At 66.3% G+C, this 19,672-nt stretch carries 19 protein-coding genes and 1 riboswitch; of the genes, 10 read left to right on the top strand and 9 right to left on the bottom strand.

The genetic code is table 11. The annotated features are described in order from the left end of the window. Positions 1–175 precede the first annotated feature (175 nt). From CXR00_RS03105 to CXR00_RS03090, 4 genes are read left to right on the top strand one after another with little or no spacing between them, the layout of a single operon-like run. Entirely contained in the window at positions 176–1,387 is a 1,212-nt protein-coding gene (locus CXR00_RS03105) for an acetyl-CoA C-acyltransferase (protein WP_104053043.1), read from the top strand. Then, entirely contained in the window at positions 1,388–2,143 is a 756-nt protein-coding gene (locus CXR00_RS03100) for an enoyl-CoA hydratase/isomerase family protein (RefSeq protein WP_104053042.1), read from the top strand. After that, positions 2,143–2,991 (top strand): 3-hydroxyacyl-CoA dehydrogenase family protein, encoded by an 849-nt coding sequence (locus CXR00_RS03095; protein WP_104053041.1) that lies wholly within the window; start codon positions 2,143–2,145, stop codon positions 2,989–2,991. The genes CXR00_RS03100 and CXR00_RS03095 overlap by 1 nt, the downstream gene beginning before the upstream one ends. A gap of 9 nt (positions 2,992–3,000) precedes the next feature. Beyond that, positions 3,001–3,729, top strand: coding sequence for a tyrosine-protein phosphatase (locus CXR00_RS03090; protein ID WP_104053040.1), 729 nt, complete (start codon positions 3,001–3,003; stop codon positions 3,727–3,729). Here CXR00_RS03090 and CXR00_RS03085 read toward each other — a convergent pair. Both CXR00_RS03085 and CXR00_RS03080 read right to left on the bottom strand, forming a co-directional pair. Then, entirely contained in the window at positions 3,683–4,069 is a 387-nt protein-coding gene (locus CXR00_RS03085; protein WP_104053039.1) for a hypothetical protein, read from the bottom strand. The two genes, CXR00_RS03090 and CXR00_RS03085, sit on opposite strands and share 47 nt — an antisense overlap. A gap of 15 nt (positions 4,070–4,084) precedes the next feature. Continuing rightward, positions 4,085–4,221: riboswitch (SAM riboswitch) on the bottom strand. A 58-nt stretch (positions 4,222–4,279) separates the two neighbouring features. Further along, the gene (locus CXR00_RS03080; RefSeq protein ID WP_104053038.1) at positions 4,280–5,305 is read right to left on the bottom strand and encodes an LLM class flavin-dependent oxidoreductase; all 1,026 of its coding nucleotides are present in this window, start codon (positions 5,303–5,305) and stop codon (positions 4,280–4,282) included. 73 nt (positions 5,306–5,378) lie between these two features. On the opposite strand from CXR00_RS03080, the gene CXR00_RS03075 reads away from it, so the two are divergent. Continuing rightward, positions 5,379–5,930, top strand: coding sequence for an alpha/beta hydrolase (locus CXR00_RS03075; RefSeq protein WP_104053037.1), 552 nt, complete (start codon positions 5,379–5,381; stop codon positions 5,928–5,930). 22 nt (positions 5,931–5,952) lie between these two features. After that, positions 5,953–7,032 (top strand): ATP-dependent DNA ligase, encoded by a 1,080-nt coding sequence (locus tag CXR00_RS03070; RefSeq protein WP_104053036.1) that lies wholly within the window; start codon positions 5,953–5,955, stop codon positions 7,030–7,032. Positions 7,033–7,050: 18 nt separating this feature from the next. Here the strand turns inward: CXR00_RS03070 and CXR00_RS03065 are convergent, their stop codons facing one another. Then, positions 7,051–8,127, bottom strand: a complete 1,077-nt coding sequence (locus CXR00_RS03065; protein WP_104053035.1) for an SGNH/GDSL hydrolase family protein — start codon at positions 8,125–8,127, stop codon at positions 7,051–7,053. A gap of 274 nt (positions 8,128–8,401) precedes the next feature. On the opposite strand from CXR00_RS03065, the gene paaZ reads away from it, so the two are divergent. From paaZ to CXR00_RS03050, 3 genes are all read left to right on the top strand, one after another. Then, entirely contained in the window at positions 8,402–10,501 is a 2,100-nt protein-coding gene (gene paaZ / locus CXR00_RS03060) for a phenylacetic acid degradation bifunctional protein PaaZ (protein ID WP_104053034.1), read from the top strand. Positions 10,502–10,605: 104 nt separating this feature from the next. Continuing rightward, positions 10,606–12,132, top strand: a complete 1,527-nt coding sequence (locus CXR00_RS03055) for an MFS transporter (protein WP_104053033.1) — start codon at positions 10,606–10,608, stop codon at positions 12,130–12,132. After that, positions 12,119–12,688 carry a TetR/AcrR family transcriptional regulator gene (locus CXR00_RS03050; protein ID WP_104053032.1) on the top strand — a complete coding sequence of 190 codons (570 nt, stop codon included), beginning with the start codon at positions 12,119–12,121 and terminating at the stop codon, positions 12,686–12,688. Before CXR00_RS03055 ends, CXR00_RS03050 begins: the two co-directional genes overlap by 14 nt. Before the next feature lie 23 nt (positions 12,689–12,711). On the opposite strand, the gene CXR00_RS03045 is transcribed toward CXR00_RS03050, so the two are convergent. The 3 genes from CXR00_RS03045 to CXR00_RS03035 form a co-directional block, all read right to left on the bottom strand. Next, positions 12,712–13,341 carry a TetR/AcrR family transcriptional regulator gene (locus CXR00_RS03045; protein WP_104053031.1) on the bottom strand — a complete coding sequence of 210 codons (630 nt, stop codon included), beginning with the start codon at positions 13,339–13,341 and terminating at the stop codon, positions 12,712–12,714. Positions 13,342–13,398: 57 nt separating this feature from the next. Beyond that, positions 13,399–14,751, bottom strand: a complete 1,353-nt coding sequence (gene paaK / locus CXR00_RS03040; RefSeq protein WP_104053030.1) for a phenylacetate--CoA ligase PaaK — start codon at positions 14,749–14,751, stop codon at positions 13,399–13,401. 61 nt (positions 14,752–14,812) lie between these two features. Further along, positions 14,813–15,292, bottom strand: coding sequence for a hotdog fold thioesterase (locus CXR00_RS03035; protein WP_104053029.1), 480 nt, complete (start codon positions 15,290–15,292; stop codon positions 14,813–14,815). 198 nt (positions 15,293–15,490) lie between these two features. Here CXR00_RS03035 and CXR00_RS03030 point away from each other — a divergent pair, with 198 nt between their 5' ends. Beyond that, entirely contained in the window at positions 15,491–16,165 is a 675-nt protein-coding gene (locus CXR00_RS03030; protein WP_237688609.1) for a DedA family protein, read from the top strand. Positions 16,166–16,192: 27 nt separating this feature from the next. On the opposite strand, the gene CXR00_RS03025 is transcribed toward CXR00_RS03030, so the two are convergent. From CXR00_RS03025 to CXR00_RS03015, 3 genes are all read right to left on the bottom strand, one after another. Beyond that, positions 16,193–18,364 (bottom strand): S9 family peptidase, encoded by a 2,172-nt coding sequence (locus tag CXR00_RS03025; protein WP_104053027.1) that lies wholly within the window; start codon positions 18,362–18,364, stop codon positions 16,193–16,195. Positions 18,365–18,445: 81 nt separating this feature from the next. Then, positions 18,446–19,186, bottom strand: coding sequence for a hypothetical protein (locus CXR00_RS03020; RefSeq protein ID WP_104053026.1), 741 nt, complete (start codon positions 19,184–19,186; stop codon positions 18,446–18,448). Then, positions 19,173–19,520 (bottom strand): PadR family transcriptional regulator, encoded by a 348-nt coding sequence (locus CXR00_RS03015; RefSeq protein ID WP_104053697.1) that lies wholly within the window; start codon positions 19,518–19,520, stop codon positions 19,173–19,175. Before CXR00_RS03015 ends, CXR00_RS03020 begins: the two co-directional genes overlap by 14 nt. Positions 19,521–19,672 lie beyond the last annotated feature (152 nt).

The following is a 19,672-nucleotide window of genomic DNA, read 5'->3' as shown; positions in this document are numbered from 1 at the left end:
TGAACCGCCGGCTGCGGGCGTTCCTGCGGACATTTTCTGTCCGCAGAGCCGTCCGTCACCCGAGGCCGGTCACATTGACCGCTTTCCGCCGTCGTGCAATTCTTTACAGAACGAATGGTCAGTAAATGCTGTCCGGCCAGCGTCGGCCGGCGGCACACAGACGGTGGGAGCAACAATGACTGAAGCGTTTCTCGTGGGCGGAGTGCGGACTCCGGTGGGCAGGTACGGCGGCGCGCTGTCCAGCGTCCGGCCCGATGACCTGGCGGCACTGACGCTGCAGGAACTGGTGGCGCGCGAGGGACTGGACCCCGCCGTCGTCGACGAAGTCATCCTCGGCAACGCCAACGGTGCCGGTGAAGAGAACCGCAACGTTGCCCGCCTCGCCGCCCTGCTGGCCGGGTTCCCCGGCGACGTTCCCGGCATCACCGTGAACCGGCTCTGCGCCTCCGGACTGTCCGCCATCATCATGGCCTCGCACATGATCAAGGCGGGAGCCGCGGACATTGTCATTGCCGGCGGCACCGAATCCATGAGCCGCGCGCCCTGGGTCACCGAAAAGCCCACCAAGGCCTTCGCCAAGCCCGGTGAAACCTTCGATACCTCCATCGGCTGGCGCTTCGTGAACGAACGCTTTACCTCCGGAGAACTCTCCCGCGACGGCAAGATGACGTACTCCATGCCGGAAACCGCCGAGGAACTGGCTGCCGTGGACGGCATCTCCCGCGAGGACGCCGACGCGTTTGCCGTCCGATCGCACGAGAACGCGCTGGCAGCCATTGCCGCCGGACACTTCAAGGACGAAATTGTTCCGGTCACCATCCGCGGCCGCAAGGGCGACACCGTGGTGGATACCGACGAGGGCCCGCGCGAGTGCACCACCGCCGAGGTGCTCGCCAAGCTGCGTCCCGTGGTCCGGCCCGGCGGCATTGTCACCGCCGGCAACTCCAGCACGCTGAACGACGGCGCGTCCGCGATCATCGTCGCCTCCGAGCGTGCCATCCGCGAGTACGGGCTCACCGCCCGGGCCCGGATTGTCGACGGCGCGTCCGCCGGAGTGCCGCCGGAAATCATGGGCATCGGCCCCGTCCCGGCCACGCAGAAAGTGCTCGCCCGCAGCGGCGTGAAACTTGCCGACATCGGCGCCTTTGAACTCAACGAAGCCTTCGCCACCCAGTCCCTGGCCTGCATCCGCCGGCTCGGCGTGAACGAAGACATCGTCAACAACGACGGCGGCGCCATCGCCCTGGGGCACCCGCTGGGTTCCTCCGGCTCCCGGATTGCCATCACGCTGCTGAACCGAATGGAACGCGAGGGTGCCTCCCGCGGCATCGCCACCATGTGCGTCGGCGTCGGGCAAGGCACCGCCATGCTGATTGAGGCCGTCTAAATGGGTGCCGACTACAGCTCCTTCACCACCCTGCAGGTCACCGACGGGAACGGGCGCGTCACCGCGGTCCTCAACCGGCCCGAGGTCCGCAACGCCATCGACGCCGCCATGGTCGAAGAGCTGCACCTGCTCTGCGCGGACTTGGAGGAGAACCCCCGGACCCTCATCCTTGCTGGAAGCAACGGGGTGTTTGCCTCCGGCGCGGACATTGCCCAGCTGCGCGAACGCCGCCGCGACGACGCCCTGCGAGGCATCAACTCCACTGTGTTTGCCCGGATCGCCAAACTACCGATGCCCGTCATCGCGGCATTGGACGGCTACGCCCTGGGCGGCGGGGCGGAGCTGGCCTTCGCTGCGGACTTCCGGATTGGAACACCCCGCGTCAAGATCGGCAATCCGGAAACCTCGCTGGGGATCCTGGCAGCCGCCGGCGCCAGCTGGCGGCTGAAGGAACTGGTGGGCGAACCGCTGGCCAAGGAGATCCTGCTGGCCGGACGGGTGCTGAACGCCGAGGAAGCGCTGGCCGCGCACTTGGTCACCGAGCTCGCCGAACCGGAAGACCTGCTGGCCGCCGCGCACGCCCTGGCGGACCGGATTGCCCGCCAGGACCCGCTGGCCGTCCGGCTCACCAAAACGGTGTTTGCCGCCCCGGCGGACGCCCACCCCGCCATCGACAATTTGGCGCAGGGGATTCTGTTTGAATCGCAGGCCAAGTTTGACCGCATGTCCGCATTCCTTGAGAGGAAGAAAAAGTAATGGCAGTTCCCTCCACGGTAGGAGTGCTCGGCGGCGGGCGGATGGGCGCGGGTATCGCCCACGCCTTCGTCACGGCCGGAGCAACGGTGGTGGTGGTGGAGCGCGACGACGACGCCGCCTCCGCCGCTTATGACCGCGTCTCCGGCGCACTGGCCAAGAGCGTCGAGCGCGGCACCGTTTCCGCGGGCCTGGCGGACCTGACCGCGCGTTTGTCCGTTTCCACGAACTATGCGGCGTTCTCCGGTGCCGGGTTGGTGGTGGAAGCAGTGCCGGAGGATTTCGGACTGAAGGCAGCAGCCCTGGTTGCGGTCGAGGAGCAGCTGGGATCCGAGGCCTGGCTGGCGTCCAACACGTCTTCACTGTCCGTCTCCGGCCTGGCGGAAAAGCTGCAGCGCCCGGAGCGGTTTTGCGGGCTGCACTTTTTCAACCCGGTGCCCGCCTCCACCCTGATCGAGGTGGTGCTGGGAAAGCAGACCTCCGAGGAGCTGGCTGAAGCCGCCGCCGCCTGGGCGCAGGACCTCGGCAAGACGCCCGTCGTCGTGAACGATGCCCCGGGCTTTGCCAGCTCCCGGCTGGGAGTGGCCATCGCCCTGGAAGCCATGCGCATGGTGGAGGAGGGCGTGGCCACGGCAGAGGATATCGATGCCGCCATGGTCCTGGGCTACAAGCACCCCACGGGACCGCTGCGGACCACCGACATTGTGGGTCTGGACGTGCGCCTGGGCATTGCCGAGTATCTTGCCGAAACCCTTGGTCCGCGGTTTGAACCGCCGCAGATCCTTCGGGACAAGGTGGCGCGCGGCGAGCTCGGCCGGAAGTCCGGCAAGGGCTTCTTCGACTGGTCCTAGAGTGGCGTGATGGGCAACCGGGATGTGGAGTGGGAAGGCGCGGCGAATGCCCGTGACCTGGGCGGCATCCCGGTTGCCGGCGGCGGCTCCGTGGCACCCGGCCGGATCTTCCGGATGGGCCGGTCCGAATGGCTCACTGAGCGGGGCTGGGCGCAGGCCCGCGAAGCAGGCGTCCGCACCGTCATCGACCTCCGCAACGACGTCGAGCAGGGCCGCCGGGACACCGACCCGGAGGTGGGCGCCGACGCCGCTGCCGGCATCACCTTCCTGACCCGGCCCACGCAGGAAGCGAACGATCCCGACTTCACCGCGCTCTGCGGCCCGTACATGGATTCACCCAAGTGGTATCGGGAGAACCTGCGCCGCTGGCCGGAGAAGATCGCCGCCGTCGTTCAGGCCCTCGCAGACGCCGACGACGGCGCGGTGGTGATCCACTGCTCCGCCGGCAGGGACCGCACCGGGCTCATCATTATGCTCCTGCTCCAGCTGGCCGGGGCATCGCCGGAGGCCATTGCCGATGATTATGAGCAGGCCGTACGCGGCATTAATGCCTTCCACGCCACGCAGGTGCATCCGCGGGAAAAGCCGCTGACCTCCGAGCAGGAAGACGCCCGGGTGGCCGACGGAAGGCGTGAACTGCTCCGCGCCCTGGACGGGCTGGACGCGGAACAGTACCTGCGCGACGCCGGGGTCAGCCCTGCTGTGCTGAAGCGGCTTCGGCGCCGGATGCTGAACTGAACCCGCTACACGGCCTGAGCTTTTCCGGCGTCGCCAAGTAGAAAAAAGAGCGCCGGGCCGGGCCGTCGAAACCGCCGGGGACCAGGAGCGAGGAGTACCGGGCGCACCACTGTGCCGCTCCGCCGGAACCAGCGAGGGCCAGGGCCAGCGTCGGCAGGTCATGGAACCACATCAGCTGCTGCCTGCCGTCCACGACCAGCTGGACGATGCCCAGGTCCAGGTCCACGTAGGCCTGGGCATCCACCCAGTCATCGAAGCCAACAAGCTTCTTGGCATGGATCTGATGGATGTTATGGCCGGGCCGGAAGCTGGCGCAGCGGGTGTCACTGGAAGTGCTCACAGCGTGTTCCTTTACAGGTTGTCCTTGCCTGCGCCGGGCGGCGTCAGGCCGCTTCGTCATCCGAACCACCCGCCGAACATGGGGTTGGTGTGAGGCCAGTCGGAGCTTTTACGGACCCGGATTCCTCCGGGCGTTGGCCACCTCTCGTGAAGCTGACACCACCATAGCGCATGCCGGTGACAGCCGGGAACCGCCGCCGTACGGGAGGCATCAGCGCCAGCCGGCCGCCGGCGCGACATGCTTCACGATGTTTTCCAGCAGCTGCACGTTGTAGTCCACGCCCAGCTGGTTGGGCACCGTCACCAGAAGCGTGTCCGCAGCCTGAACCGCGGCGTCCGCGGCAAGCTGGGCGGCAATGACGTCGGGTTCGCCAATGTAGCTCTTGCCGAACCGGGCCAGGCCGCCGTCGAGCCGCCCCACCTGGTCGCGACCCTCGGCCTGGGCGCGCAGCCCGAAATACCGGCGGTCGGTGTCGGTCACCAGCGGAATGACGCTGCGGCTGACGGAGACCCGCGGAGTCCCCTCATGTCCCGCATCGGCCCAGGCCTTGCGGAACACCGCAATCTGCTCGGCCTGGAGCTCATCGAAGGGAACTCCGGTATCCTCCGTCAGCAGGGTGGAGCTCATCAGGTTCATGCCCTGTTCGCCGGTCCACTTGGCCGTCGCCCGGGTTCCGGAACCCCACCAGATCCGTTCTGCGAGGCCCGGGGACTGCGGATCGATGGCCAGCGCGTCGGAACTGCCGGTCATCATCGGATCCGCGTTCGCCAAACCTGCACCGGCAATCGCAGCCCGGAACACCAGCGTGTGCTTGCGGGCCTCATCCGCATCGGTGCTGTCCCCGGTGGGAACGTAGCCAAATGCCTCATATCCGCGCAGCGCAGGCTCGGGTGAACCCCGGCTCAGGCCCAGCTGAAGCCTGCCGCCGCTGATCAGATCCGCGGCCGCCGCTTCTTCGGCCATGTACAGCGGATTTTCGTAGCGCATATCGATCACCGCCGTGCCCAGTTCAAGCCGGTGAGTCCGTGCGGCCATGGCGGACAGCAGAGGGAACGGCGCAGCGAACTGCGGGGCGAAGTGGTGGACCCGAAGGAAGGCTCCGTCAATGCCCGCTTCCTCGGCTGCCACCGCCGTTTCGACGGTCTGCAGCAGGGCGTCCCTGGCGGTGCGGACAAAGGAACCCTGCACGTCGCGGTAATGTCCAAAGGACAGGAAACCGATCTTCTTCATGTTCATTGACAGCACCGGTTTCCGAGCAGATATTCCCGGCTGCCGGCTCCCCGGCACCACAGGATGAGAGGCGAACAGCATGCACCTGACCATGGTCCCCGGGATTGGCGGCTCCAATGATGAGCACTGGCAAAGCCGGTGGCAGGACGGTGCCGCGGACGTGTCCCGGATTTCGCCGTCGTCGTGGGATGACCCGAACCTGGAGAACTGGATGGACGCGCTCGACGACGCCGCCGGCTCCCGCGGCGGTGACACCATCCTCGTGGCCCACAGCCTGGGCTGCCTGGCCTCCGCCGAGTGGCTGCTGCGCAACCCGAAAGGCGCCCGGGGTGTGCTGCTGGTGGCGCCGCCGGATCCGGCCGAGCCGGCCTTCCCGGACACTGCCGGATCTTTCCGGGACCCGCGGTTGGAGCCGCTTCCGGTGCCCGGACTGCTGGTTGCCAGCGAAAACGATCCCTACTGCACCCTCCCCGGAGCACGGCTGCTGGCCCAGGCCTGGGGTGTCCCCGTGATCGACGCCGGAGCACTGACCCACATCAATGATGAAAGCGGCATCGGGAACTGGCAGCAGGGCCGGGACCTGCTGACCGCGTTTGCCGCGGGGCTGGGCGTTTCCATTCCCCTCGACTGAAAACCGGGTAAGAATGGGGCCCATGAAACTTCCGGTAATGCCGCCCGTAGCCCCCATGCTGGCCAAAGCCGTGACTGCGCTGCCCGAGGGGGACTACTCCTATGAGCCCAAGTGGGACGGTTTCCGCTCCATCATTTTCCGGGACGGTGATGAGTTGGAAATCGGCAGCCGCAACGAAAAGCCGATGACCCGGTACTTTCCGGAACTGGTGGACGCGCTCAAGACCAACCTTCCGCAGCGCTGCGTGGTGGACGGCGAGATTATCCTGATCAGCGAATCAGGGAAGCGGCTGGACTTTGAGGTCCTGCAACAGCGCATCCATCCGGCGGCCAGCCGGGTGAAACTGCTGGCCGAAAAAACACCGGCGGCCTTTGTTGCGTTTGACCTGCTGGCGCTGGACGACACCGGTTTCATGGACCGGCCGTACGCGGCGCGCCGGAGCGCACTGGAAGCCGCGCTTGCCCACGCCGCCGCACCCGTTTATCTGACCAGTCGCACCACCGATCCAGGCACCGCGCAGCGCTGGTTCAGCGAGTTCGAGGGTGCCGGCCTGGACGGCATCGTGGCCAAACCCCTGACGGATCCCTACCAGCCGGGCAAGCGCACTATGGCGAAGTACAAGCATGAGCGGACCGCTGACTGCGTGCTGGCCGGCTACCGGGTGCACAAATCCGGGCCGGACGCCGTCGGCTCGCTTTTGCTGGGCCTCTACAACGACGCCGGCGAACTCACCAACGTGGGGGTGGCCGGCGCGTTCAGCATGGCCCGCCGGCGTGAACTGTTCGCTGAACTGCAGCCGCTGGTGTCGGATTCGGCAGACCACCCGTGGACCGCCGACAAACAGGACACCGGAACGCGCACGCCCCGCAACTCCGAGGGCAGCCGCTGGAGCGGCGGCAAGGACCTGTCCTTTGTACCGCTGCGGCCCGAGCGCGTGGTGGAGGTCAAGTATGACCACATGGAGGGGGAGCGGTTCCGGCACACCGCCCAGTTTCTGCGCTGGCGGCCGGACCGCTCCCCGGACTCGTGCACCTACAGCCAGTTGGAGGAGCCGGTGAAGTTTGACCTGGCGGAAGTGCTGACCGCACCGGCCGGGACGTAGTTTGAGCCTGCCTCTCAGTCAGCGGCGTCCGCGGCAGTGCCCCTTGCCTCCCTGGGCCGGGCGCTCCACGTCCACTGCGGCGGTAATGGCGGCGAAGTAGCCCTCGCTGTATCCGGTGGCCGTGGGATGCAGGGCAAAGGGGCCGTCCGCAAGGATCCAGGGGTCCGGTGAACCGATGCCGTGGCCGGCGAAGGCTTCGGTCACGTCCACGAAGGTGCCGTCGCCCACCTGCCCGGCGACGACGGCGTTGAGCGCGTCTGTTCCGGCGTTGAACAGGTTCTGCGCCTCTACGCTGAGGATTCCCGGCGCGGCGGCCTCGAACAGGTGCGGATAACCGGCCACCACCAGTTCCGCCCGCGGTGCCGCCCGGCGGATCTGCGCAAAGCTGGCCTGCAGCTGGGCAACGACGGCGGTCTCCGCGTACGCCTGTGCCGCCGCCACAGCGGGGGCGCAGGTTTCCGGCAGCACGGGTCCGGCGCAGGCAGCCACCACTGAGCCGAACTGCACGTCATTGCCGCTAATGGTGACGGTGACCAGATCGGTCTGCCGGTTCAGCAGGTTGGCGGAGACGGCGGTGGAGATCTGCTCCGGCAGGTCCACGGGGCCTGCGGGCGGGGCCGGATCGGTGGTCAGTGCCGTGGCGCCGGCGCAGGACTGATCGCTGTCCAGCTCCACGCGCGGCAGGGCGTCCAGCAGGGTCGGGTAGCCCTGGGCTGTGCGGCGGCAGGCATCCAGCAGCGGCCCGCCGCCGAATCCTGAAGCGTAGGAGTCCCCAAACGCTACATAGTCAACCGTTTTGTCCCGGCCGTGGTGGCCGCCGCCGTGGCCTTTGCCGTGACCGTTCCCGTGTCCGTTTCCATATCCGCCCCGGTGGCTGCCGTCTGCCCGGGCATCGGTGCCGGAGCCGGACACTGTTTCCGCAGCCGAAGCCGGCGCCGCGGTCACGGCGCCGGCAAGGGCTCCGGTCAGCCCCAGCAGCAGGGCGCCAACCAGACCGGTGCGTCGGAACCGGCCGGCCGGTTTGGATTTCCCCGGTGACCCGGAGGAAACGGAGAGCGGAGGCAAAACCGTAGTCGGGGAATGAAACTCGTACATGATGCTCCTCAGGGGATGCGGATGTGCGCTCCAACGTAGTCCTGCACAATCTCCGCAGAACACCGTGGGCAGGGTTCCGGCGCACAGAACGGGTAGATTTCCGGTACCCCGACCCGGCAGGGTGTGCTGCGCCACATCCTGCTGTAGGCTAAATCCTATTACTGAACGTCCGGTCAGTTATCCTGCGGTGGCCTGCCGGCCTGCCGCTGGACCTTGGCGCGGACGGGACCGTACTTCAGGTCCCCATCAATGCTTTCGAAAGGGCCAGTCAACGATGACCTCCACAGCCATAGACGTCCGGGTAGTGCCCAGCTACGTTCGGGATTCCTGGTGGACACCGGACCGCTCGGAGCTCACGGCCGCAGGCCCGGCGGAAGTCCGCGATGCCAGCACAGGGGAAACACTGGCCCTGGTCAGTACGGCGGGGCTGGACCTGGCTGCCGCCGTCGAGCACGCCCGCACGGTTGGCCGGAAGGGCCTGCAGCAGCTGACCTTCCACCAGCGTGCCCTCAAGCTCAAGGAGCTGGCCACCTACCTCAACGCCCACCGGGATGAACTCTATGAGGTGTCCGCCCGCAGCGGCGCCACCCGCACCGACTCCCTGGTGGATATCGACGGCGGCATCGGGGTGCTGTTCACCTTCGGATCCAAGGGCCGGCGTGAACTGCCCAACTCCACGGTGCTGGTGGACGGGGCAGCGGAGTCACTGTCCCGGGACGGCTCCTTCATCGGCGAGCACATCTACACCTCGCTGCCGGGAGTCGCCGTGCAGATCAACGCCTTCAACTTCCCGGTCTGGGGCATGCTGGAAAAGCTCGCCCCGGCCTTCATCGCGGGCCTGCCCAGCATCGTCAAGCCGGCCACGCCCACCGGCTATCTCACCGCAGACACCGTGAAGATGATCATCGATTCCGGCATCCTGCCGCCCGGATCCCTTCAGCTGATCTCGGGTTCAGCCCGGGACCTGCTCGACCACCTGGACTACCGCGACTACGTGTCCTTCACCGGCTCCGCCTCCACGGCCAAGCTGCTGAAGGCCCATCCGAACGTCGCCGAGGGCGGGGTCCGCTTCACCTGTGAGACCGATTCGCTCAACGCCGCCATCCTCGGACCCGACGCCGTCCCCGGCACCCCGGAGTTCGATGCCTTCGTGAAGTCCCTGGTCACTGAAATCACCGTCAAGGCCGGCCAGAAATGCACCAGCATCCGCCGCGCCATTGTGCCCGCTGAGCTGGTGGACGACGTCGTTGCCGCCGCCGGCAGGCGCATTGACCAGCGCGTGGTGCTGGGCGATCCCCGCGCTGAAGGCGTCACCATGGGTGCGCTGGCGTCCACCGAACAGCTCGAGGGAGTGTGCTCCTCCGTCCAGACCCTGCTCGATGCCGGAGCTGCATTGGCCTACGGATCGCTGGACGCGCCGGAGGTCCTTCGCGGCGACGGAAGCCGCGGTGTCGCCGAGGACGGAGCGTTCCTGGCTCCCATCCTGCTGACCTGGGCAGACGCCGAAGCTGAGGCACTGCACTCCGTGGAAGCGTTTGGTCCGGTGGCCTCCGTGATCGGTTACGACGACGTCGCTGACGCCGTGCGCCTGGCCGCCCGGGGCAGCGGATCACTGGTGGCCACAGTGTGCACCAATGACCCGGACACCGCCCGCGAACTGACCCTGGGCATCGCTGGACATCACGGCCGGGTGCTGCTGCTCAACCGTGAGGATGCCCGGAGCTCCACCGGCCACGGCTCACCCGTGCCGCACCTGGTCCACGGCGGACCCGGCCGCGCGGGCGGCGGCGAAGAACTGGGTGGCATGCGCTCGGTGCTGCACCATATGCAGCGCACTGCCGTCCAGGGGTCCCCGAACATGCTCACCGCCCTCACCGGCGTCTGGCACGCGGGTGCGGACCGGAACTTCGACGGCACCCATCCGTTCCGGAAGGACCTGTCCGAACTGAAGATCGGCGATGCCGTCCGCTCCGACCTCCGCGAAGTGACGCTGGAAGACATCACGGCATTCGCCAACAGCACCGGGGATACGTTCTACGCCCACACAAACCAGGCAGCCGCCGAGGCCAACCCCTTCTTCCCGGGCATTGTGGCACACGGCTACCTGCTGTTGTCCTGGGCGGCCGGGTTGTTCGTGGAGCCTGCGCCTGGGCCGGTGCTGGCCAACTACGGTTTGGAAAACCTGCGGTTCATCACGCCCGTGGCCGCCGGTGATTCCATCCGGGTCACCCTCACCGCCAAGAAGATCACGCCGCGGGAAACCGACGAATACGGCGAGGTTGCCTGGGATGCGCTGCTGACCAACCAGAACGACGACGTCGTGGCCACCTACGATGTCCTGACCCTGGTGGAGAAGAACCGCAGCACCGACTGATCCGCCGGAGCGGCGGCACCGGGGTGTCCGTGTCCCATCTGCGGCGTGCACTAACAAACTAAACGTACTTGGTAACGAACCATTTGGATTGTTAGCCTTGGGGCATGATCTCGATACCCAACGTTCCTCCGCAGGCCGGCCGCAGGGAATGGATCGCCCTCATTGTCCCTATCCTTGCCGTCACGCTCCTCGCCATTGACGGGACCGTTCTGTACATGGCGGTCCCCGCTCTGACGGCGGATTTGGCCCCCACGGCGACGCAGATTCTCTGGATTGGGGACATCTATTCGTTCGTACTCGCCGGGCTGCTGGTGACGATGGGCAACCTTGCCGACCGCATCGGGCGCAAACGGTTGCTCATCATCGGCAGCCTGGCCTTTGGTGTTGCCTCCGTGATTGCTGCCTTCGCTCCTTCCGCCGAGGTGCTGATTGCCAGCCGTGCCCTGCTGGGCATCGCCGGCGCCACAGTAATGCCGTCAACGCTCTCCATCATCCGCAATCTGTTCCACGATCCGATCCAGCGCACCCGGGCGATAGCCATCTGGTCAGCGGGTACCATGGCCGGCGGCGCCATCGGCCCACTGGTGGGCGGCGCCCTGCTGGAGTTTTTCTGGTGGGGCTCGGTTTTCCTCATCAACGTTCCGGTGATTGTGCTGATCCTGGTGCTCGGTCTCTGGCTTCTGCCCGAGTCACGGAATCCAAATGCCGGAAAGATTGATCTTCTGTCCGCGCTGCTGTCGGTGCTGGCGATTGTTCCACTGGTTTACGCGATCAAGCAGGCCGTCGGATCCGGACTGGGCTGGCCGGTTCTCGCGGGTGCACTGATCGGCCTGGGCTCCGCCTGGTTGTTCGTTCGCCGGCAGCGCGGTCTGAAGACCCCGATGGTGGACATCAGCCTGTTCCGGATCCCGGCATTCAGCGGTGCGGTCGCCGCCAACACGCTGTCCATCTTCGCGTTTCTGGGCGTGTTGTTCTTCTTCTCCCAGTATCTGCAGCTGGTGCGCGGATACTCGCCTTTCTGGGCCGGCATGGCCGAGATGCCGGCGACCATCGCCTCCCTCGCCGTCGTCGCCGTCGTTGGCCTGGCGCTCTCGAAGCTGGGGCGCGGACGTGCCATCGCCGCCGGACTGTTTGTTGGAGCCCTGGGGCTGGCGGCGCTCGGTGTGACGGAGGGCCTGCCCCACTACCTTGGCATCGGTCTTTCGCTGGCAGTTATTGGCCTGGGAACAGGGCTGGCTATGACACTCTCCACCGATGCTGTGGTGGCGGCCGCGCCGCCCGAACGCGCCGGGGCCGCAGCCTCGATCTCCGAGACCGCCTATGAACTGGGTATCGCTCTGGGCATCGCCGTTCTCGGTTCGCTGCAGACGGCCCTGTACCGGGCCCGGCTTGAGATTCCGGAGGGCACCTCGCCGGAAACTGCGGCAGCTATGCAGGACTCCCTCGCCAGCGCGGCCGGTCGTTTGGGGGACAGCAACGAAGCCCTGCTTGCGATGGCGCAGCATGCTTTTACGTACGGCATGCAGGTAGCCTCATTTATTGCTGCCGCACTCCTGGTTGTGGCCGCAGTCCTCGCCGCTCGGCTGATTCCGTCGGACACCACGAAAGAAGACACTCATGCCATCCACTGAGACAGCTGCCACGCGGGACAAGGAAAGGACCCGGAAATCGATCGTTGAGGCGGCGTCCCAGACGTTGTTTAGCCATGGCGGGGGCGTCAGCCTGGCGGATATAGCAGCGGCAGCAGGAGTATCCAAGGGGGCGCTGACCCATCACTTTGCCAGCCGGAACGCGCTGGAGGAAGCAATTCTGGCGGATGTGTCCCAAAAGCTCTGGGATGCCGTGCACGCCCGCGTTGATCTGAGCGAGAACCGGCCCGGGAAGCTGCTGCGGGGCTATGTCCGGGCGCTGACCGACGCGGATAATCCCGCGGTGCGCCAGGTATTTGCCCCCACATCCCTGCTGCTGATCATCGGCAGCACGGAACCGGCCATTCAGGGGTTCCTCCGTGCGGATGCACAGAGGTGGCGGGAAGCATTCGACGCCGACGGGCTGGATCCGGCTACCTCCCTGACCATCCGGTACGCCGCCGAGGGCCTCGCAGGGTCCATCGGGACTCCCTACCTCACCGCGTCGGAACTCCGGACTTCGCGGGCGAGGCTTCTGGAGCTGGCTGAGCCGGAATGACGCGGGTGTGCACCGCACTCCCGTCAGGACCGCGCGTGCAGCCCGTCAAACATGATCGAGATGACATCATCGGCCAGCTGGTCCGGGGAAATGGGGCCGCCGGGCTTGTACCACTCCACAATCGAGTTGATCGTGCCGAAAAGCAGGCGCGTGGTGGTGCGCGGATCAATGTCGCTGCGCAGAGTTCCCTCGCTCCGCGCTGCGTCCACCAGCTTGGCCACCCGGTGGTCGAATTCGCGGCGCCGGGACAGGGCGTCGCGCTCAATTTCGGTGTTGCCTCGCAGGCGCAGCAGCAGCGTTACGAACGGCAGACGCTCGGTGAGGACCTTGATAGTGCCGCGCAGCACGAACTCCAGCTGCTCATCCGCAGGACCGGTGGAGGCCCGGGCGTCGTCCAGTACTGCCTCCAGCCCGCCGAGTGCGTTTTCCAGTGCCAGACGCAGCAGGTCCCCCTTGGAGGGCACATGGTGGTAGATCGCTGACTTGGTGATGCCCAGGTTTTCCGCCAGGATCCCCATCGAGGTTGCCTCGTAGCCGTGTTTGTTGAAGACGTCCACGGCAATGGCGAGGACGGACTGCTGATCGTATCCGGGACGGCCGCGGCGGTTGGCGGCGGTGGCAGCGCCGGATGCGGCTGATGGCGTTGAAGGCATGGAGTCCATTTTCTCACGAACGTTCGGCCGGGCGGGCCGGTCCCGGGCGGGCACTGCTCAGCCCTGGACCAGGCCCGCTTCTTTGGCGCGCAGGTCATAGATTCGGCGGAGCTTGCCGCTGGAGCGGGCCAGGGTTCCGGGCTCCGCCACCTGGACGGTGCAGGAGGACCCCACATGGATCTTGATCTGCGTCCGCAGCTCCATGGCGGCGTTCAGGCACTCGTCCGAGGTCGAGTCTTCGCGCCGTTCAATCTTGACCGTGAGTTCATCCATGCGGTCCGGCCGGGTAATTTCCAGCTGGAAGTGCGGGCTCAGCGCGGGGATGCGCAGGGCAATCTCCTCGATCTGGCTGGGGAACAGGTTCACGCCGCGCAGGATGATCATGTCATCGCTGCGTCCGGTGATTCGGCCCATGCGGCGCATGCCCGGGCGTGCGGTGCCGGGCAGCAGCCGGGTGAGGTCATGGGTCCGGTAGCGGATGATCGGCAGGGCTTCCTTGGTGAGGGAAGTGAAGACCAGTTCACCGGGTTCGCCGTCGTCCAGCACCCTGGTGTCATCGAACGGGTCGATGATTTCCGGGCGGAAGTGGTCCTCCCAGATATGCGTGCCGTCCTTGGACTCCACGCACTCTCCGGCCACGCCCGGCCCCATCACTTCGGACAGGCCATAAATGTCACAGGCGTCCAGGTCCATGGACACTTCCAGTTCGTGGCGCATTTCTTCGGTCCACGGTTCTGCGCCCAGGACAGCGTTCTTCAGGGAGGTGGAGCGCGGATCGATCCCCGCGGCCCGCATCGCGTCGGCGATGGTGAGCAGATAGGTGGGCGTGCACAGGATGGTGTCCGGCTGGAAGTCGGAGATCAGCTGTATCTGGCGTTCGGTCTGTCCGCCGGACATGGGGATGACCGTGCAGCCGAGCTTCTCTGCACCGGCGTGGGCACCCAGGCCGCCGGTAAACAGGCCGTAGCCGTAGGCGTTGTGGACCTTGTAGCCCGGTTTAACCCCGGAGGCACGCAGGGACCGCGCCACCAGCGTGCTCCAGCGGTCCAGGTCGCCGGCGGTGTAGCCGACGACGGTGGGCCTGCCCGTGGTTCCGGAGGAGGCATGGATTCTTGCCACCTGCTCCTGCGGCACGGCGAACATGCCGAACGGGTAGGTCTGACGCAGATCCTCTTTGGTGGTGTACGGGAACTTGGCCAGATCCGCGAGCTCCCGAAGGTCTTCGGGATGGACGCCGGCCTCGTCAAATTTCTGCGTGTACAGCGGCACGCGCTCGTAGGCGTACTTCACCGTGTGCTGGAGCCGGGTCAGCTGCAGTGCTTCAATTTCATCGCGGCTCATCCGCTCTTCGGGATCAAGCGACGCCGAGTCTGCAGGGGTGGATTTGAGCAGTGCGGGGGAGGAGGTCATGGAATGCCCTTTGGGTTGGAACGTCATCGTCAGGGAAAGAGCCGCGGCATCGAAGAGGTGGCTAGCTGCGGGAGCGGAAGGCCGGGTTGGGCACCGCGCGCGACCGGCCGCGGAACTCCGCAACCACCCGGCTGCCGCCGCCGGGGCCGGAAGCGGTGATCTCGACGTCGTAAACGCCGCTTCGTCCGGCGGATGCCCGGTGATTGGCCACAGCCCGCAGAGTCTCACCAGGCAGTGCGGAGGAAATGAACGTGATGTCAGCGCCGGACGCGACGGTGATCAGTTCCATCTCCGCGACGCTGGTATCGGCGGGATTACAGGCGAGGGCAAAGGCAGTGTCTGCAAAGGCGAAGACCATTCCGCCGTGGGCAATGCTGAAGCCGTTGAGCATTTCGGGGCGCAGCACCATGGTGATGGTCGCTTCGCCGGGGGCCAGATGCTCCACCGTGAATCCCAGCCAGCGCCCCGCGGCGTCGTGTTCCAGGATCGGATGGTCCAGTCCGTGTTCCTGCACATGAGCGGCAACGTCGATGTCAGCCATGAGACCCTCTCGCTTTATTTACCGAATGTTCATTAGGTAATCCTGTGAGCGAGGTCACTGTCAAGCCGGGCGGCGTAATGCTCCGGCATTTGCCAGGGGCAGGGACACAGCGCCGTACCGTGCCGTAGGTTGAGGAGGTGATAGCTTTCGATGCCGCGGCCGCGGCCGGGGGAGCGGCCTGCCGGGCCGCGTCAGCCGGTGCTCCCTGAATGGCTGGATCCGCAGGTCTTCCTGGCGGATCCGGCGTTGGGGCCGTGGGTGGTGCTGGTGGTCTGCGGCATTGTGTTCGCCGAGACCGGCCTGCTCGTGGGGTTCTTCCTGCCCGGTGACACGCTGCTGTTCACCGCTGGCCTGCTGGTGGCCACCGGAACGGTGCACATCAACGTCTGGCTGCTGGGACTGCTGATTTCCCTGTCGGCGTTTCTGGGCGACCAGCTCGGGTACTGGATCGGCAGGCGGGCCGGGCCCGCGGTTTTTTCCCGGCCCGAATCGCGGATTTTCCGGCGCGAAAACGTGGACCGTGCCGAGGCATTCTTTGCCCGGCACGGCGGCAAGGCCATCACGCTGGCCCGTTTCGTGGGCATCGTCCGGACCTTCACTCCAGTGGTGGCCGGAGTGGGCAAGATGCGCTATTCCGCCTACCTGGCCTTCGACGCGGCGGGGGCGCTGCTGTGGGGGACGGGGTTGACGCTGCTGGGATATGTGCTGGGGGACAGGTTCCCCTTTATCCGCGACCACCTGGACCTGCTTGTGGTGGGCGTGGTCCTGCTGACCGTGGCGACCATTTCGCTCACGCTGCTGCGGCAGGGTAAAAAGGGCCAGCGGGCGCCGGGGCAGCCGCTGAACAGGCCCGCGCCGGAGCCGGGCGACTGAACGCCCGGGCCCCGGCAGCGGCAGCCGCTAGTTGCCTGCGGTGCCGGGAAGCAGTTCCGTGGCTCCCAGGGCATCCAGCACAAACGCGTAATCCCAGGCGCGGTCCTTCCAGGCCTCGTAGCGGCCCGAGGCGCCGCCGTGCCCGCCGTCCATCTCGATCTTCAGAACGATCGGCTCGGAGCCCGTGGTCACCTCGCGCAGCTTCGCCACCCATTTGGCCGGCTCCACGTACAGCACCCGGGTGTCGTTGAAGCTGGTCACCGCAGCAATGCGGGGATAGTCCACGGCCCGGATGTTCTCGTACGGGGAGTATTCCTTCATGTACCGGTACACCTCGGGGTCGGTGATCGGGTTGCCCCATTCCTCCCACTCCAGTGCCGAAAGCGGCAGTTCCGGATCCAGGATGGTGGTCAACGCGTCCACGAACGGAACCTGTGCCACGATCGCCCTGTACTTCTCCGGCGCCAGGTTGGCCACGGCGCCCATCAGCAGCCCGCCGGCCGAGCCGCCCATGGCAGCAATCCGTGACGGATCCACCCACCCGGAAGACGCCAGATAATCAGTGGCGTCGACGAAGTCGGTGAAGGTGTTCTTCTTGTTCAGCTTCTTGCCCTGGTCATACCAGGCACGTCCCATTTCGCCGCCGCCCCGGATGTGCGCGACGACGAAGATGACGCCGCGGTCCAGCAGGGACAGCCTGGCCACGCTGAAACCCGGATCCATGCTGATCTCGTAGCTGCCGTAGGCGTAGACCAGGGCGGGGTTGGTTCCGTCCTGCTGAACCTCGGCGCGGCGCAGCACGGACAGCGGAATCCGGGTGCCGTCCGCAGCAGTAGCCCAGGCCCGCTCCGCCACGTACTCGGCCGGGTTGTAGCCGCCCTTGACCGGGGTTTCCTTGCGCAGCTCCAGCTCGCCGGTGGCCAGCACATAGTCGTAGACGCGCGGCGGAGTCAGGTAGGAGGTGTAGCTGAGCCGGATGATCGGGGAGTCATACTCCGCATTGGCCAGGTTGGCTGTGTAGAGCGCCTCGTCAAAGGCCGGCTCCACGGGATCGCCCTGGACTTCGGTGCCCAGGCCCTCCAGCGGAAGGACCTGCACCCGCTCGGTGGTGTCCTTGCGGACCGACACGATGACGTGTGTTTTGGTGACGGCCGCCCCGTTGACGCGGACATCGTCGTCGTGCGCCACCACGGTGTTCCAGTGCTGCTCGGCCAGCGGATGTGCAAACTCTGTCTCCGCCACGAGGGAGAGCATGGAGTTCAGGGCATCCTTGTTGTGCGTGATGAGGTAGTGGCGCTCGCCGGCGATGGTGACGGGCTCGGCCTCGTAGAGGATGCGCTCGCTGCGCGGAATCAGCGTGCGGACCTCTCCCGCGGGATCTTCGAAGTCCAGGACCCGGTACTCGGAGTACTCGGAGTTGCTGATGCCGATCAGCAGCTGCTGCCGGTCCGCGGAGAGGTCAAAGCCGGTCCACATGGCAACGTCGTCCTCCTGGTAGATAACGACGTCGTCCTGGACCGGAGTGCCGAGGGTGTGGGCCTTGATCTGGTAGGGGCGCCAGGAATCATCCACGACGGTGTAGAACACCCGGGTGCCGTCGGGGGAGAAAGCGAGCGAGTAGAAGACGTTGGTGACCTCGTCCGTCAGCAGTTCGCCGGTGCGCAGGTCCTTGATCCGCAGCGTGAAGCGCTCGTCGCCGGCGTTGTCCTGCGAATAGGCCAGCAGGTTGCCGTCCTCGGTGACGGCCAGTCCGCCGAGCGAGAAGAAGGGCTTGCCTTCGGCTTCGGCGTTGCCGTCGATCAGGATCTGCTCGCCCGGAACCGGAACGCCGGGTTCAACGACGGGCGGAGTCCAGTCCGCGTCCAGGTCCCCGGTGTCCTGCGCGGCGGTGCGGCAGTGGATGGCGTACTGCTTGCCCTCTTCGGTCCGGGAGTAGTACCACCAGCCCTTCTTGCGGGCCGGAACCGACAGGTCAGTTTCCTCGGTGCGGTTCTTGATCTCGTCAAAGATCTCCTGCCGCAGCTTCTCCTGATTCGCCGTGACCTCTTCCATGTAGGCGTTCTCTGCCTTGAGGTGCGCCACGACGTCGGGGTTTTCCTTTTCCCGCAGCCACTCGTAGTCGTCAACGAAGGTATCTCCGTGGTGGCTGCGTTCGGTGGGAACCTTGGGGGCAACGGGAGGAGTGGCAGAAGTAGTCATGTCCCGAATATATCGACACCGTCCGGGCGGGCGAAGAACTCCGTGGCGTTTATGCTCGCGGCTTACCGGTCTGAAGGCAGCTCAGCGCAGCAGGAACCAGGCCCCCATGGCGGCGGCTGCGAGGAACAGCATCCAGTTGCCGAGTACTCCCAGCAGGGTCAGGCCAAAGGAGGAGGGCGGAGGGGCGATCATCGGCTCAAGAATGGGGTCCGGAGCTGTGTCCTTGCGGAACTGGCCCCAAAGCGAGGTGGAGAGCAGAACCAGGCCGCCGGTGAGTGCGGTGGGCAGCGCTGGAAGGGTGAAGAGCACCACGTCCCTGGCAAGTATGCCGATCAGGACCTGAAGGGTGAAAACCAGCATTAGCGCGGCGGCGGGACGCCACAGCGGTCCCCGAACGAAGAAGCCCAGGAGGAGGGGCGCGCAGGCCGCAAGGGCCAGCCCGGTCAGCACGATGAGCAGGCCGGGGAGGGTCACCTGGACGCTGCCGTCCGTGGAACTCACCGCTGCCGCCACTGCGAAGAACCCCAGCAGTCCCAGGCAGGTGGGCACCAGCAGGGCGGCCATGCCGGAGCGGGGTTCCTTGTGGCGGGGCAAATCCAGGCTTGCGGCGTACGCCCGTGCCGGGCCGAACACTTCGCCGGGAGTGCCGCCGGAGTCCGCCAGGAACTCCCGGGCGGAGGCTACCGCGTCCCCGATGGCGTCCCCGGGAACGTCCTGCAACCGCAGCTCGACCACAAAGTCGTCAAACCATCGCTTGGTGGCCCTGTCGGTTCGGCCGGCGCGGGTTGGTTTTGGGATGGTCCGGCCGTCACGGGTTTCCATGAGTGCTCCTGTCGGGGGTCTCAGTGCTGCGTCCTTGAGTGCCGAGAAAACGGTCAACCGTGCCGCTGAAACGCGCCCACAGTTCGCGCTGCTCAGCCAGTTCCCGTCGCCCGGCAGAGGTGAGGGAGAAGTACTTTCTCCCCGGACCGCCGTCCCCGGCCTGCCATGAGGCGGTGACCCAGCCTGCAGCCTCGAACCGGGTGAGCAGCGGATACAGAGTGCCGCCCTTTACCGTGCCAAAGCCTTGCTCCTCCAAGCCGGAGGCGATGGCGTAGCCGTAGGTGGCGCCGCCGTCGAGCGCCTTCAGTACGCACAGGCTGAGCGTTGCCCGCATCCAGTCGCTGGGCCAGGAAATGTTCTGCACGACTAGATACTTTCATTAACTAGTTCGCCTGTCTAAATAGTGGGGAATATTGACGTGAAGTGGATCACCCATATATCCTGACCGAACGGTCGGTAATTATCTTTTGCACTTTCGCATCCGGC

This window comes from Arthrobacter sp. 9E16 (assembly GCF_002929435.1).
Classification (GTDB): domain Bacteria; phylum Actinomycetota; class Actinomycetes; order Actinomycetales; family Micrococcaceae; genus Arthrobacter_B; species Arthrobacter_B sunyaminii.
This window is presented reverse-complemented; position numbering and strand designations above follow the sequence as displayed.

Coding starts and splice junctions, on each gene's coding strand:
- CXR00_RS03105 (WP_104053043.1), top strand. CDS start 176: ATGACTGAAGCGTTTCTCGTGGGCGGAGTGCGGACTCCGGTGGGCAGG.
- CXR00_RS03100 (WP_104053042.1), top strand. CDS start 1,388: ATGGGTGCCGACTACAGCTCCTTCACCACCCTGCAGGTCACCGACGGG.
- CXR00_RS03095 (WP_104053041.1), top strand. CDS start 2,143: ATGGCAGTTCCCTCCACGGTAGGAGTGCTCGGCGGCGGGCGGATGGGC.
- CXR00_RS03090 (WP_104053040.1), top strand. CDS start 3,001: ATGGGCAACCGGGATGTGGAGTGGGAAGGCGCGGCGAATGCCCGTGAC.
- CXR00_RS03080 (WP_104053038.1), bottom strand. CDS start 5,305: ATGAACATGAAGAAGATCGGTTTCCTGTCCTTTGGACATTACCGCGAC.
- CXR00_RS03075 (WP_104053037.1), top strand. CDS start 5,379: ATGCACCTGACCATGGTCCCCGGGATTGGCGGCTCCAATGATGAGCAC.
- CXR00_RS03070 (WP_104053036.1), top strand. CDS start 5,953: ATGAAACTTCCGGTAATGCCGCCCGTAGCCCCCATGCTGGCCAAAGCC.
- CXR00_RS03065 (WP_104053035.1), bottom strand. CDS start 8,127: ATGTACGAGTTTCATTCCCCGACTACGGTTTTGCCTCCGCTCTCCGTT.
- paaZ (WP_104053034.1), top strand. CDS start 8,402: ATGACCTCCACAGCCATAGACGTCCGGGTAGTGCCCAGCTACGTTCGG.
- CXR00_RS03055 (WP_104053033.1), top strand. CDS start 10,606: ATGATCTCGATACCCAACGTTCCTCCGCAGGCCGGCCGCAGGGAATGG.
- CXR00_RS03050 (WP_104053032.1), top strand. CDS start 12,119: ATGCCATCCACTGAGACAGCTGCCACGCGGGACAAGGAAAGGACCCGG.
- CXR00_RS03045 (WP_104053031.1), bottom strand. CDS start 13,341: ATGCCTTCAACGCCATCAGCCGCATCCGGCGCTGCCACCGCCGCCAAC.
- paaK (WP_104053030.1), bottom strand. CDS start 14,751: ATGACCTCCTCCCCCGCACTGCTCAAATCCACCCCTGCAGACTCGGCG.
- CXR00_RS03035 (WP_104053029.1), bottom strand. CDS start 15,292: ATGGCTGACATCGACGTTGCCGCTCATGTGCAGGAACACGGACTGGAC.
- CXR00_RS03025 (WP_104053027.1), bottom strand. CDS start 18,364: ATGACTACTTCTGCCACTCCTCCCGTTGCCCCCAAGGTTCCCACCGAA.
- CXR00_RS03020 (WP_104053026.1), bottom strand. CDS start 19,186: ATGGAAACCCGTGACGGCCGGACCATCCCAAAACCAACCCGCGCCGGC.
- CXR00_RS03015 (WP_104053697.1), bottom strand. CDS start 19,520: ATGCGGGCAACGCTCAGCCTGTGCGTACTGAAGGCGCTCGACGGCGGC.